The sequence below is a fragment of the Chitinophaga sp. Ak27 genome (assembly GCF_012726295.1).
Classification (GTDB): domain Bacteria; phylum Bacteroidota; class Bacteroidia; order Chitinophagales; family Chitinophagaceae; genus Chitinophaga.
In genome coordinates this window covers 1,119,449-1,131,614 of the sequence record NZ_JABAOB010000001.1, presented here as the reverse complement: position 1 = coordinate 1,131,614, position 12,166 = coordinate 1,119,449, and the positions used below count along the sequence as shown (strand labels likewise).

At 50.2% G+C, this 12,166-nt stretch carries 13 protein-coding genes; 7 read left to right on the top strand and 6 right to left on the bottom strand.

Annotated features, from left to right (window positions below):
- Positions 1 to 3: 3 nt before the first annotated feature.
- The 5 genes from HGH90_RS04420 to HGH90_RS04400 form a co-directional block, all read right to left on the bottom strand.
- A complete protein-coding gene (locus HGH90_RS04420) occupies positions 4 to 1,236 on the bottom strand; it encodes a DUF6786 family protein (protein WP_169190473.1) in 1,233 nt (410 codons plus the stop codon).
- Between the two features lie 23 nt (positions 1,237 to 1,259).
- The gene (locus HGH90_RS04415) at positions 1,260 to 2,042 is read right to left on the bottom strand and encodes an SDR family oxidoreductase (protein WP_168763789.1); all 783 of its coding nucleotides are present in this window, start codon (positions 2,040 to 2,042) and stop codon (positions 1,260 to 1,262) included.
- Between the two features lie 6 nt (positions 2,043 to 2,048).
- The gene (locus HGH90_RS04410) at positions 2,049 to 3,602 is read right to left on the bottom strand and encodes an aldehyde dehydrogenase (NADP(+)) (protein ID WP_168763788.1); all 1,554 of its coding nucleotides are present in this window, start codon (positions 3,600 to 3,602) and stop codon (positions 2,049 to 2,051) included.
- A gap of 25 nt (positions 3,603 to 3,627) precedes the next feature.
- Positions 3,628 to 4,764 carry a glycoside hydrolase family 172 protein gene (locus HGH90_RS04405; protein ID WP_168763787.1) on the bottom strand — a complete coding sequence of 379 codons (1,137 nt, stop codon included), beginning with the start codon at positions 4,762 to 4,764 and terminating at the stop codon, positions 3,628 to 3,630.
- Between the two features lie 88 nt (positions 4,765 to 4,852).
- The gene (locus tag HGH90_RS04400; protein ID WP_168763786.1) at positions 4,853 to 5,875 is read right to left on the bottom strand and encodes a LacI family DNA-binding transcriptional regulator; all 1,023 of its coding nucleotides are present in this window, start codon (positions 5,873 to 5,875) and stop codon (positions 4,853 to 4,855) included.
- Between the two features lie 172 nt (positions 5,876 to 6,047).
- On the opposite strand from HGH90_RS04400, the gene HGH90_RS04395 reads away from it, so the two are divergent.
- The 7 genes from HGH90_RS04395 (at position 6,048) to HGH90_RS04365 (ending at position 10,499) form a co-directional block, all read left to right on the top strand.
- Complete coding sequence (locus HGH90_RS04395; protein WP_168763785.1) at positions 6,048 to 6,401, top strand: YciI family protein; 354 nt, start codon at positions 6,048 to 6,050, stop codon at positions 6,399 to 6,401.
- Between the two features lie 53 nt (positions 6,402 to 6,454).
- Positions 6,455 to 7,681, top strand: coding sequence for an RNA polymerase sigma factor (locus HGH90_RS04390; RefSeq protein WP_168763784.1), 1,227 nt, complete (start codon positions 6,455 to 6,457; stop codon positions 7,679 to 7,681).
- Between the two features lie 74 nt (positions 7,682 to 7,755).
- Positions 7,756 to 8,388 (top strand): flavin reductase family protein, encoded by a 633-nt coding sequence (locus HGH90_RS04385; protein ID WP_168763782.1) that lies wholly within the window; start codon positions 7,756 to 7,758, stop codon positions 8,386 to 8,388.
- Positions 8,389 to 8,425: 37 nt separating this feature from the next.
- Positions 8,426 to 9,046: a hypothetical protein gene (locus HGH90_RS04380; protein ID WP_168763780.1), complete on the top strand. Its 621-nt coding sequence runs from the start codon at positions 8,426 to 8,428 to the stop codon at positions 9,044 to 9,046.
- A 26-nt stretch (positions 9,047 to 9,072) separates the two neighbouring features.
- Positions 9,073 to 9,477 carry an NUDIX hydrolase gene (locus HGH90_RS04375; protein WP_168763778.1) on the top strand — a complete coding sequence of 135 codons (405 nt, stop codon included), beginning with the start codon at positions 9,073 to 9,075 and terminating at the stop codon, positions 9,475 to 9,477.
- A 24-nt stretch (positions 9,478 to 9,501) separates the two neighbouring features.
- Positions 9,502 to 10,047, top strand: a complete 546-nt coding sequence (locus HGH90_RS04370) for a DinB family protein (RefSeq protein WP_168763776.1) — start codon at positions 9,502 to 9,504, stop codon at positions 10,045 to 10,047.
- Positions 10,032 to 10,499, top strand: coding sequence for a CYTH domain-containing protein (locus HGH90_RS04365; protein ID WP_168763774.1), 468 nt, complete (start codon positions 10,032 to 10,034; stop codon positions 10,497 to 10,499). The genes HGH90_RS04370 and HGH90_RS04365 overlap by 16 nt, the downstream gene beginning before the upstream one ends.
- A gap of 104 nt (positions 10,500 to 10,603) precedes the next feature.
- On the opposite strand, the gene HGH90_RS04360 is transcribed toward HGH90_RS04365, so the two are convergent.
- Positions 10,604 to 12,154 (bottom strand): RagB/SusD family nutrient uptake outer membrane protein, encoded by a 1,551-nt coding sequence (locus tag HGH90_RS04360; protein ID WP_168763772.1) that lies wholly within the window; start codon positions 12,152 to 12,154, stop codon positions 10,604 to 10,606.
- Between the last annotated feature and the right edge of the window lie 12 nt (positions 12,155 to 12,166).

Below are 12,166 nucleotides of genomic sequence, written 5' to 3'. Positions count from 1 at the left end.
TGTTTATTTGCTGGTGAGAAAATGTTGTACTTCTTCCAACGGCAGTTGCCACAGTTGTTGTGCCATTGCCTGTAGGGCCTCCCGGCTCCCTTCGAAGTGCATCGTCACTTGTTTATAGGTCATGGCTTCGCCAGGTTTTAAAGCCTTGGCATCAGAAGAAGATTCCACTTCATAGAAGGGCCCCATTTGTGTGCCATCGGCCAGTGGACCATCATTGTAGCAGTTCACAGCATCGCCTTTAAACGGTTCTTGTTGGTGTTCCCATTTGGCGTTAACGTAATGTCCTTCTGGTACCACTTCATAAAATAATACGGTGAGTGTATTATTGGCAAGGTCGATACTGCCTGCCCCTTTTTTTGCTACGAGTGGAGAGAGGCCCAGTTTGCCACGTGATTTACCATCGGCTCGCAGGAGCAGCAGGCTGTCTTTTACCTGCAGGTTAGCGGGACCTATTTTACCAAAATAGTCATCGGTGATGTGCTTTTGTGTGTCGGGGATATGCCTGAAAGGAGCTACCACGGCGGTTTGGTCCGATGGTTTGAACATGCCGAGCAGCCATATGCTCAGGAGGCCGCTTTGTTCCTGCCAGGTGCTATCGCCTTTGTTGGTGAGGGTGTTAGTAGTTTCATAAGCCACGCTGTGTACGCCTGCCGGTAATGAAAATCCCAGTGTTGCGTTGATGTCCTGGTTATTGAGCAGGTGGATTGTGCGACTGATAAGCAGGCGGAAATGGGTACCGGAATAATTCTGCAGGGCGCCCTCTTGCTGGTAGGTGATGGCGGTATCGGATTGCGTGGTAACGGTATAGTGCGCAGTGTCTATCAATCCGGGTGTTTGCCAGTTGGCAAAATCAAAGGGTTTTCCCGGTGGAAAGAAAAGGGCGTACTGTCCTCCTTCTGGCCCCAGCCAGAAGCGTTCTTCGCCGCCAAATGCGTTGATATGGGGCGCATATTTTCCGGAAGCGACCAGGTTGTAGTTGATCCAGCCAAAGCTTTTACCGCTGTTGCTGCCGGTGGTGCTAGTCATTACACGGGCCTGGTAGTCGCCGGTTACTACTACGCGGCCGCTGTCGCCGGCATGTTTTAATACCACCACGTTTTGGAGGTGTTGTTGCAGGAAAGCCACGTCTTCGTTGAAGTTGCTGGGAGTGGCAGTATGTTGCGCCGTGTTTTTGGTACCGCTGTTACAGGCGGCCAATCCTGCGGCGAGGCATCCAGATAGGAGGATAGATTTCATATCGGTGGAATTGAGGTGAATGTTTATATCAGCGCCCTGTCGAGATGTACATAGCCACCGTCCACATGTATCAGTTGCCCGGTGGTATGGCTCGATTTTTCTGACAACAGGAACGCAGTGGTTTGTGCAATTTCTTCCGGGTGCGTCATGCGTTTACCGAAAGGTATGTTAGCCACGATGCTTGCGAGCTTGGCTGTTTTATCCGGGAAGGTGTTGATCCAGCTTTCATACAGCGGCGTCCATGATTCCGCCACGATGATGGCGTTGACGCGGATACCGAAGGAGCGGAGCTCCACAGCCCATTCCCGGGTGAGGGCATTGCGGCCACCGTTGGCAGCGGCATAAGCGGAGGTGTTACCCTGGCCGGTTTCAGCGGTTTTGGAGCTAATGTTTACAATAGCGCCTTTGCTGGCAATCAGGAAGGGAAGGGCGTGGTGTGCCATCAGGTAATAGTGTACCAGGTTGCGGTGGAGGGATTGCATAAACCCTTCATAGGAACCTGTTTTAAGTCCTACGCCATCGTTAATGCCGGCATTGTTTACCAGTCCGTCGATCCTGCCGAATTGGGCAGTTACGGAGGCAATGGCTTGTTCACAGGTGGTAGGGTCGGTGAGCTCCGCTACAACCTGTGCGCCTTTCCCTCCGGCTTGTTGAATATGTTGCAGGTGGGCCTGGTTATCGGCTTCATTGCGGCCAATGATAACGGGAATAGCTCCTTCCTGTGCCAGTATGTTAGTAATGGCGGCGCCTATGCCTTTGGCGCCGCCGGTAACGAGGATGATTTTATCTTTCAGACCCAGGTCCATAGCTGATTATTGTGTGTTTGAAAAATGTCCGTCTACCAGTCGCCATATACCCAAAGGATTGCTGTCCTGCAATTCGGGTGGCAGCATTGATGCGGGGAATCCCTGGAAGCATACCGGCCGGCAGAAGCGGTAAATAGCGGCAGTACCTACAGAAGTGCCGGCGGCAGGGGTGGCAGCAGGCCAGGGGCCTCCATGTACCATAGCGTGATTAACGGCTACGCCTGTAGGAAAACCATTGACAATGATCCGGCCTGCCTTCTCCCGTAAGATATCTATCAGGGGGGCATGTGCAGCCAGCTCTGTTTCCGTACCGTGAATGGTAACGGTGAGTTGTCCCTCCAGCCGCTGTGCCAGCAGATATACTTCTTCCATATTGCTAGCTTGTATATGAAGGGAGGAAGGTCCGAATACTTCGTGACAGAGCGCGGGATTTTCAAGCGCCTGGGCCACAGATACCTGTAACAGGCAGGGACTTCCCTGGTGTGGGGCAACAGGTGCTTTCCCCAGTACCACCGCGCCTTGCCCGGTCAGTTGTTCCACACCGCTGGTGTAGGCTTCCAGTATGCTTGGTGTAAGCATATACCCGCCAGCTGCCGTGGCAATGCCTTGTTCCAACGACTGTACAAAGGCGCCGGCGCCGTCTTTAGCGGTGATGAACATACCGGGATTGGTACAGAACTGTCCAACGCCCTGTGTCACCGATTGCAGGAATTGTTGCGCCAGTTCGGCTCCTTTTTCCTGTAAGATACCCGGGAGAAAGAAAACAGGATTTACGCTGCCCATTTCAGCAAACACCGGGATGGGCGTAGCTCTTCGTGTAGCCGTTTCATATAGCGCTTTGCCGCCCTTGAAGGAGCCGGTAAATGCGATAGCGGACAGTAGAGGATGTGCGGCCAGGTATTGCCCTGTTTCATGGGAGGTGCCATGCAGCATAGAAAATACCCCTTCGGGCATTTGCGTGCTGAGGGCGGCCTTACGGATGGCGGTGGCTACCAGGTGAGAGGTATGCGGATGCGCGGGATGTGCTTTAAACACCACTGTACAACCGGCGGCCAATGCAGCGGTGGTATCGCCGCCTGCCACTGAAAAGGCGAGTGGAAAGTTGCTGGCGCCAAAGATGCCGATCACGCCAATAGGTATTTGTAGCTGGCGGATATCGGGCTGGGTGTTGATCCGGGCGTTGACCCAGGAGCCTTCGGTGATGGTGTCGGCAAATAATTGTAGCTGCCCGGTGGTGCGGTCTCTTTCGCCCTGTAGCCGCGCAATAGGTAGACCGCTTTCTGCAGCGGCCACCTGGATGAGCTCATCGCCCAAGGCCGTGATTTCTGTTGCAATGGCTCGCAGGAAAGCTGCGCGCCGGGTGGCGGGCAGCTTTTTGTAGTGCGGAAAGGCTTTGGCCGCCAAAGTGAGAGCGGCATCCATTTCGCCGGCAGTGGCTTCCCGGAATTCGGTGGGCAGCCATTGTTGCTGCACCGGGTCAAATGCACGGAAAGTATGGTCGCCTTCTCCTGAAAAACTGGTGCCGATCAATTGTAATCCTGTTAACATGGTTCTGCTCATCGTCCGGGTAGTTTATGCGTATACGTTAGTTTACTTCCAAATCATTTTTTGCCGGTAGTGCCGGGAAGGGAGCATGTGGTTCGCGTTGGTACCAGAACACTACGCTGCTGATATCGGATTGTTGTGGCAGATACCGCCCGCCACTGCGCCAGCCCAGGTCTTGTATGGTTACCTTCAGCTCTTTTTCGAAGCGGATGGGATCCATAATATGCCAGCGGTATAAGCCAAAGCGTTGCTGGGATTTATAGAGTCCGTCGGGACGGATTACCTGGTGCAGCCCGGTATACGGCGTATTAAATTCCTGGTAATGTCCTTTGTTGTCGAAGTTGTAGGAGCCGCAGAAATAGTCTTCCGTACCGGTACCACAGATGGTAGGGGCCTGGCGGTCGCCATCCAGGAAGAATTTGATTTCTCCTTCTCCCCACCAGCCGTTGTTGTTAACGCCCCAGGCGAGGTAGGTGCCTACGTACTGGCCTTTTCCTTTCACGCCGTCTATCATGGTAAACTCAGCGCCTTTTACCGGGTTATTGCGGCGGAATTGCGCGTGGAAATAGCCGGCATCTTCCGGTACCTGGGTAAGAGTGTAATCTACCTGGTAATAGAGCGTCATTCTTTCGGTGTTGATATTTTCCATGGTGATTTTGCACTTCTTGCGGAAGGGCATGGCCCAGTAGCAGTTGAAGGCACTACCCGGATTTACGCATATGGCGAGGGAACTGAGCGGTGCATATTCTCCCCAGCCCATACCAAAAAAATCGCCTACAGGCACTTCTACCGAGGGGGTGGATTCATCATCCCAGTAGATGCGGAGAATAGAATAGCGCCAGTTGCCGGTGGGCGTCATCCAGATGTGCTGGATGGCGCCGGGCCCGCTCATTTCTGCCAGGGTAACCGTTTTTCCGGCCTCGATGTTGATGAACGGATTCACTTTCCATCCTTGACCTAATTCCCTGGCGGCGTTTTTAGCGGTGCCCTGGTCTAATGGTGTCATACCGCCTTTGCCGGGTTCGCCGGTCAAGTTTTCCGGGCTGATAGAACGGGTTTTAGCGTCAGATAAACGGAACAGGTTACCCATGTTCATATCCAGGCCATTAAAAGGTTGTTGTGCATAGATGGCCGCGCTGACACAAGTGGTAAGAACAAGCAGCAATAGTTTTTTCATTTTTACGTGGTATTAGATCACTGTGAATAATAAGCTTTAACGTTTAAGCATGGGCATCACACTACACGGGTTTATGACTGGTGGCGGGTTAGCGGCGTTTGCCACAGGATTTTCTGACCACCAGCGTGGTATCGATACAAATATGTTCTATGCCTTTATGCGGTTGATTGATTTGTTCCAGTAATACCCGTACAGCGGCTTTACCCATTTCAGCGATAGGTTGCCGTACAAAGGTAACGGGACAGTAGAACAGGTCCAGCGCATCCGTTTCATCGAACGTGATGATGGCCAGTTCATCGGGGATACGGATACCCCGTTCATTGATATACTTTAATCCCTCTATCGCCAGGCTGTTGGTGGCAAAGAAGATGGCATCGGCCCGATGGCGGCTGTTGAGCAGCTGATCGATGGCCAGCTGCATATCTTCTTTGAGATGCGAGTAGCGGGCGGTTTTCAACAGGCTACGGCCGGCGTCATGGCCATGCGCCTGCAGGGCCTCCTGGTAGCCGCGTTTGCGCTCACTGATATGATGCAGGGTTGTTTTATACGCGATCATACCTATCCGTTGCCTGCCTTTGCGGATCAGGTGTTCCACCGCTTTCTTAGCCCCCTGGTAATTATCCACTGTAATGTAACTGGCCGCCATGTCCGGGAAAAAACGGTCGATCAGTACAAAAGGAATATTTTGCGCCTGCAATTGCCGGAGCTGTTGCTCCGACCCTTCGGCAGGAGTAATGATCAAGCCATCTACCTGCCGGTTCAGCAACACATTTACCAGGTCGCCCGACTTAGCAGCATTTTCATCCGAGCTGCCAAAAATAACGGTGTAATTATTCCGCTTGGCTTCATCTTCAATCGTTCGCGCAATATGGCCGAAGAATGGGTTGGAAATATCTGCCACTATCAATCCAATGGTAAATGAGCGCCCGCTCTTCAGGCTACGGGCAATATGGTTAGGCTGATAGTTTAGCTTCCGGGCAATTTCCCGGATCTTCTTCGCAATTTCTTCGCCTACCCGGGCCTCTTTTTCTTTGTTCGTCAGCACATAAGATACCAGGGCGGTAGATACGCCGGCTGCAGTTGCAATATCTTTTAGTGAGACTTTCTTCATTCCTTAAAAATATGCTTAAACGTTTAAGGATGCAAGTTTTTTGGAAAATTTTCTAACTTCCCATTAAGGATATCTATACGGCCGCGGCCGGCGGCCGCAAAAAAATCCAAATACCCTGTCCAATCCGTACAAAACCATTTGTTATACAGGTATAACATTAAAACGTACAACAATGCAAGAGTTTATCCTGATTTTCAGACATGAAGACGGCCATAAGATAGCCTCTCCGGAACAAAACCAGATATGGATGAAACAAACCATGGACTGGATCGGTGGTATTGCCGCACAAAACAAATTTGTAGGCGGCAATGGTCTTCCTTTCGCAGATGCGAAGGTGGTACATGCCAATAGAACCGTGACCAATGGTCCTTTCGGCGAGATAAAAGAAACCATTGGCGGCTACATTATCGTAAAAGCCGGTTCAGTGGAAGAAGCTGTGGAGTTTGCAAAGGGCTGTCCCATTTTGCAGGGCGATGGCAATACAGTGGAGGTACGGCAAATCGCTAAAGGTGATGGCGTACATTAAAAAAGGCATTAGTCCCGGTAACATCGCTACCGGGACTGTTTTATTTTTATGTCATGGAACAACCGGCCTTAATACCACATTTATTCAGGACTGAATTCCGGAAGATCACTGCAGTGCTCTGCAAGGCTTTTGGGATAGAAAACATCGCTGTTGCGGAAGATATCGCCGGCGAAACGTTTTTGTCTGCCCTGGAAGTATGGCCCTACAAGGGTATTCCGGAGAACCCGGTGGCCTGGTTGTACCTGGTGGCAAAGAATAAAACCAGGAATTATCTTTTACGCCACCAGCACTTTGCAGAAAAGATAGCCCCGCAGATGAAGGCCGTGGCAACAGACAGCGAACAGCTGGATATCAATCTCTCGGAAAAAAATATTACAGACAGCCAGCTACAGATGTTGTTTGCCATTTGTCACCCCGCTATCCCGGTGGAAGCCCAGATAGGACTGGCCCTTCGTATTCTTTGTGGCTTTGGGATCCCTGAAATTGCCAACGCTTTTTTAACGAACAAAGAAGTGATCAATAAAAGATTGTTCCGGGCAAAAGAGAAGTTAAGAGATGAAAAAATTCCCATTGAATTCCCCCCGCCCACGGAAATCAACCAGCGTCTCGATGCGGTGCTCACAACTTTGTACCTGCTGTTTAACGAAGGCTACTACTCAGAAAGCCAGGATGCCGTACTACGGGAAGACCTTTGCCTGGAAGCAATGCGGCTCACCTATTTATTGATAGCGTACGAAGCCACCAACCAGCCGGAAGTCAATGCCCTGTTTGCATTGATGTGTTTTCATGCTTCCCGGTTTGAAGCCCGTAAAAGCGACAACGGGGAAATTATATTGTACCACGACCAGGACGAAACCCGCTGGAACCAGGAACTGATAGGCCGTGGAGCATGGTTCCTGCACAGGGCTTCAGAAGGCCAACGGCTTTCCCGTTACCACCTCGAAGCGGCAATAGCCTACTGGAGTACACAAAAAAATGATACGCCCGAAAAATGGGAACAGGTGCTGCAACTCTATAACCGCCTGCTCCAGGTAGCCTATTCTCCTATTGCTGCGCTCAACCGAACCTATGCCCTCGCTAAGGTATACGGCGCAGCCATTGCTATTACCGAAGCGGAAAAATTGAAGCTGGAAAACAACCACTTTTATTTTGCCCTGCTGGGAGAGCTGTATAGCAGTATTAACCCCAACAAGGCCCGCGAACATTTTCAACGGGCATACGAAATGGCAATAACGGAGACGGATAAACGAACAATGCGGCAGAAGATAGATATGCTATAAGCCGGTACATCTCCGCAAGAAACGGGTTGTGTACACCCTGTGCAAACGTCACCTTTACTGTAAAAACAGACGTTATGCATGTAGTCAGTGAACCGGCTATACTCTACTTTGGAACACCGGTTGTATTAATCAGCACACTCAATGAAGACGGATCAGCTAACCTAGCACCCATGTCATCAGCTTTCTGGCTGGGACAAGGATGTGTATTGGGACTGGGAGCCTCCTCCAAAACGACCCAAAACCTGTTGCGCACCCGCACCTGCGTACTCAATCTTCCTTCAGTAAAAGAAGTTGCCGGCGTAAACCGCCTGGCACTCACGACCGGCAGTAACCCGGTTCCGGAATTTAAACAGCAAAAAGGTTATCGGTTTGAACCTCATAAATTCGAAACAGCCCGTTTTACACCATTGCCCGCTGATAAAGTATCCGCACCCCGTGTAGCGGAATGCCCCGTACACCTGGAAGCCACGGTATCGGCAGTACATTCCCTGGGCACCACACAAAGTATATGTATCATTCACCTGGATATAATCCAGGTACACCTTCACCCCAGCATTCTGATGGATGGGCACCTCAACCGCGTAGATCCGGATAAGTGGCGGCCGCTGCTCATGAGTTTTCAGCAATTATACGGGTTTGGAGAGAGAGTGGAAGAATCGGTATTGGCTCAAATCCCTGAACACCTGTACGCAGTTTCTAAACGGTAAAACTTTCTTAATTTCAATAGGATAAAATGTGTGGGGTATGTTACAAAACAGGGTAGACCCATTCGGCCAGCTGATTAAAACCAGCGCCCATGGTGGCTGGATGGGCAACCGGGGCATATTGCATGATGAGCAGCAACATATTTGCCGGGCATATAAATCTACTGCCTGGATCACCTGTGTACTGCAATTCAAAAACCGCAAACGAACGGTGATGGCGCCCGGTCGTTATACCGAATTGTTTTTCCTCGATGAAGCTACTGCCTTCTCCGCAGGCCACCGTCCCTGCTTTGAATGCAGGCGTCCGGCTTATCAGCATTTTAAATCCTGCTGGCTGGCAGGCAATCCGCAATATGGATTTACTACGGAGGTATCGATCCAGGAAATAGATAAGATTTTACAACAGGAAAGAATCAACAGGAAGAAGGAAAAGATCACCTATGAAGATACTTTTGGACAACTACCGGACGGTGCTTTTATCGTCATAAAAGAACAGCCCTGCCTGGTATTCCGGCAAGCGGCTTATCCCTGGTCGCCTTTTGGCTATGGTGCATCTGTAGCCGTCAGCTCCGATGCAACGGTAATGGTGCTAACGCCGGCTTCCATCATCCGGGCGTTCCAGGCCGGGTACATGCCCGAAATAATACTTCCCGGTATTTAAACAGGTAGCTTTCTTATTTTTGCACTATGAAACATATAGATTGTGCGGGCCTGATTGTGGTGAAAAACCGTCGGCTATTGCTTGCCTATAGTAATAACAAAGGCGCCTGGTATTTGCCGGGAGGAAAGGTAGATCCGGGAGAAACGGCGGTAGCAGCCCTGCAACGGGAAATTAATGAAGAGCTGAATATCCGTTTACCGGAAGAAAGCCTGCGATGGTACTACTTTATTACGGCGCCGGCTTTTGGTGAAGATAACCTGGAAATGCGACAACATTGTTTTTTGCATGAGCTGGAACAGGAGCCCGTTCCCTCTGCTGAAATTGGCGCCCTGCGATACTTTACGCCTGCCAGTTATCAAATGGAAGCCCATCAGGTAGCGGGCGTGTTAATGGCTTTCGACAAGCTGCGCGAAGACGGGCTCGTAGATTAAATTCATAAAATTTGATACCACTGCATGATATCACACGACGCGCTACTACAGCGTTTTAATGAGGCTGTTGATCAATGGATGGCTTTCCTGGACCATTACTCCTGGGAACAATTGTTGCTATCGCCAGCGCCGGGAGCCTGGTCATTAGGGCAGCTATATATGCACCTGATCGACGATACAGCGTATCATATCGAACAAATGAAGGCCGCCTTACTGGCTACCGGGGATAGCGATAAAGAGATGCACCCTGATGCTAAAGCGATCTTTGCGCGAGAGGGATTTCCCGATGTGTCGATAACAGGACCGGCTACTTACGACAGCGTATCGCAGCCAGTGAACAAAGCCGCACTCTTACAGGGATTGGAGCAGGTAAAGTACGATGTACAACAACTACTATCAGCTACCGATATTACGCAGGCCAGGGGCAAAACCATGCACCCGGGGTTACATTTTTTTAGCGCAGCAGAATGGTTACAGTTTACCACCATGCATATGCAACACCATCTGCGGCAAAAAGCACGAATCGATCGCCTCATCAATAAAAATGACCAGGAATGGGACAGGAAATAGAAAGGAAGTTTTTGGTAAACGCAGCACAATGGCAGCAGGCGGAGAAACCTGTGGGAGAGCGTTACAGGCAGGGATATCTCCTGTTGGACCCGCATAAGACCATCCGGGTACGCCTCACACCCACCAAAGGTTTTTTGACGATCAAAGGGAAGTCGACCGGCGCCACCCGGGCAGAATTTGAATATGAAATACCGATGGAAGAAGCCAGCGCCTTGTTAGATCAGTTTGCGATCGCTGAGCTGTCGAAGATCAGGTATACTCTTACCTACCAGGATAAAGTTTGGGAGATCGATGAATTCCTGGGGGATAATGCCGGTTTGATCGTGGCAGAGATAGAGCTGGAAAGCGAAGACGAATCTTTTGAACGACCAGCGTGGGTAACGGAAGAAGTGACAACTGATGCCCGGTATTATAATGCGAATTTGACGACGAGGCCTTATAACAGATGGTGAAGGCTGGAAGTAAAGAGCTGAAAGCTGAAAGCAAAAAGCTATTATAGCGAATGATCCATGCGGATAATTACTCGCTATAATAGCTTTTTCCTTTCGGCTTTCTATTAATATCCTGTATTCTGTATCAACACCGGTGCATTTCTATCTATTTCTGTTTGTGGAATAGGCCAGAAATCATACTGAGGCAGATACTTGGTTTTGATGGTGGGCTGCAGCGGATTAGGCACAAACCCATTCAGTTTCTGGGCAGCAATTCCCCATCTTCTCAGGTCGAAGTAGCGGAGTCCTTCCAGGGCAAATTCCACTCTTCTTTCATGCCGGATTTTGGCCCGCATCTGGGTTTGCGATAAACCCGCAGGTAAGTCGGGCATATTACTGCGGTTTCTCACCAGCTTAATAGCGGCATATACGGAGGCATCAGGGCCGGCCACTTCATTTTGGGCTTCTGCATACATGAGTAGCACGTCGGCAAAACGCAGCAATATAAAGTCATTGTCATCAATGGTACCATAGTCGGGATCTACAAGGGAAGGATCCAGCCATTTCTTTACGGCATAGTAGCCGGTAGTCCAACTATCTTTACCCGGGGTGGCAATCGCCAGGGCGCCTGTAAATGGCCAGCCTTGTGCTTTAGTATCGCCAGGGAAAAAGAAAGTTTGGCGCATACGCGGATCACGGTGTTCGTATGGCTTGCCAGGTACATACACGGCAGAGGAGGCGGTATCTTTTCCATCGGCGGCTTCATATTCGTCAATCAGGTCCTGGGTGCCTTGCTCTCCCTTCCAGCGTTGCAGATTCACGGAAATAGCCACATCCTGGTGCAGCACATTGGGACGAAGATATTTCACAGAAAACATAATCTCCTTACTGTTATTCTGATCAGGCTTATAGAAGTTGCCGGCATAACTCGGATTCAGTGAATATTTGTTGCCGGTAATGATTTGCTGTGCCAGGGCAGCAGCTGCTGCATAGTTTTTCTGGAAAAGCAATACCCGTACTTTATATCCCTGGGCAGTGCTCTTTACAGCATGTCCATTACCATAGGCATCGTCAGGCAGCGCGGCGATAGCAGCATCGAGGTCCGTCAGCACCTGCTTGAGTACGGCATCGCGATCTGATTTAGCCCGGCTGGATTTATAGTCGAGGCTAAACGGATCTTCTGTTACAATTACGGTATTGCCGTAGAGCTGTGCCAGCCAGAAGTAGTTGAATGCCCGCAGGAAATAAGCTTCTCCCTTGTATTGGGTAAGTTTATCGCCGCTCAGCACTTTGTCTACGTTGGCGAGGAAACTATTTACAGAGGCAATCGCCTGGTAACAGTTGGTATAATATGATAACACAAAATCGCCCGACTGTGGCGTAATACCACCGGTCAGTGCATTGAGGCCACCACCGTAGTTGTATTGCCCATAGGAATCATCGGTAAAGTTATCCCAGGCAAATACAGTGTACTGGGAAGTAGCATATCCGCCACTGCTTGCGTATAAAGTATTGTATAAACCGGTAAGTGCTTTGTCGGCATCATCAGGTGTTTTCCAGAAAAGGGAGGAGGCCAGCTTATCCGGCGGCGTTACATCCAGCACATTTTTACCACAGCCGCTGCCTATGATCATCGCTATTCCTACTAATATTAATAATTGCTGATATTTTTTCATAACTAGTCATTT

Bases quoted from the DNA above. Each gene is read 5' to 3' on its own strand.
- HGH90_RS04395 (WP_168763785.1), top strand. From the start codon at position 6,048: ATGCAAGAGTTTATCCTGATTTTCAGACATGAAGACGGCCATAAGATA.
- HGH90_RS04360 (WP_168763772.1), bottom strand. From the start codon at position 12,154: ATGAAAAAATATCAGCAATTATTAATATTAGTAGGAATAGCGATGATC.
- HGH90_RS04415 (WP_168763789.1), bottom strand. From the start codon at position 2,042: ATGGACCTGGGTCTGAAAGATAAAATCATCCTCGTTACCGGCGGCGCC.
- HGH90_RS04400 (WP_168763786.1), bottom strand. From the start codon at position 5,875: ATGAAGAAAGTCTCACTAAAAGATATTGCAACTGCAGCCGGCGTATCT.
- HGH90_RS04390 (WP_168763784.1), top strand. From the start codon at position 6,455: ATGGAACAACCGGCCTTAATACCACATTTATTCAGGACTGAATTCCGG.
- HGH90_RS04420 (WP_169190473.1), bottom strand. From the start codon at position 1,236: ATGAAATCTATCCTCCTATCTGGATGCCTCGCCGCAGGATTGGCCGCC.
- HGH90_RS04385 (WP_168763782.1), top strand. From the start codon at position 7,756: ATGCATGTAGTCAGTGAACCGGCTATACTCTACTTTGGAACACCGGTT.
- HGH90_RS04370 (WP_168763776.1), top strand. From the start codon at position 9,502: ATGATATCACACGACGCGCTACTACAGCGTTTTAATGAGGCTGTTGAT.
- HGH90_RS04410 (WP_168763788.1), bottom strand. From the start codon at position 3,602: ATGAGCAGAACCATGTTAACAGGATTACAATTGATCGGCACCAGTTTT.
- HGH90_RS04380 (WP_168763780.1), top strand. From the start codon at position 8,426: ATGTTACAAAACAGGGTAGACCCATTCGGCCAGCTGATTAAAACCAGC.
- HGH90_RS04375 (WP_168763778.1), top strand. From the start codon at position 9,073: ATGAAACATATAGATTGTGCGGGCCTGATTGTGGTGAAAAACCGTCGG.
- HGH90_RS04405 (WP_168763787.1), bottom strand. From the start codon at position 4,764: ATGAAAAAACTATTGCTGCTTGTTCTTACCACTTGTGTCAGCGCGGCC.
- HGH90_RS04365 (WP_168763774.1), top strand. From the start codon at position 10,032: ATGGGACAGGAAATAGAAAGGAAGTTTTTGGTAAACGCAGCACAATGG.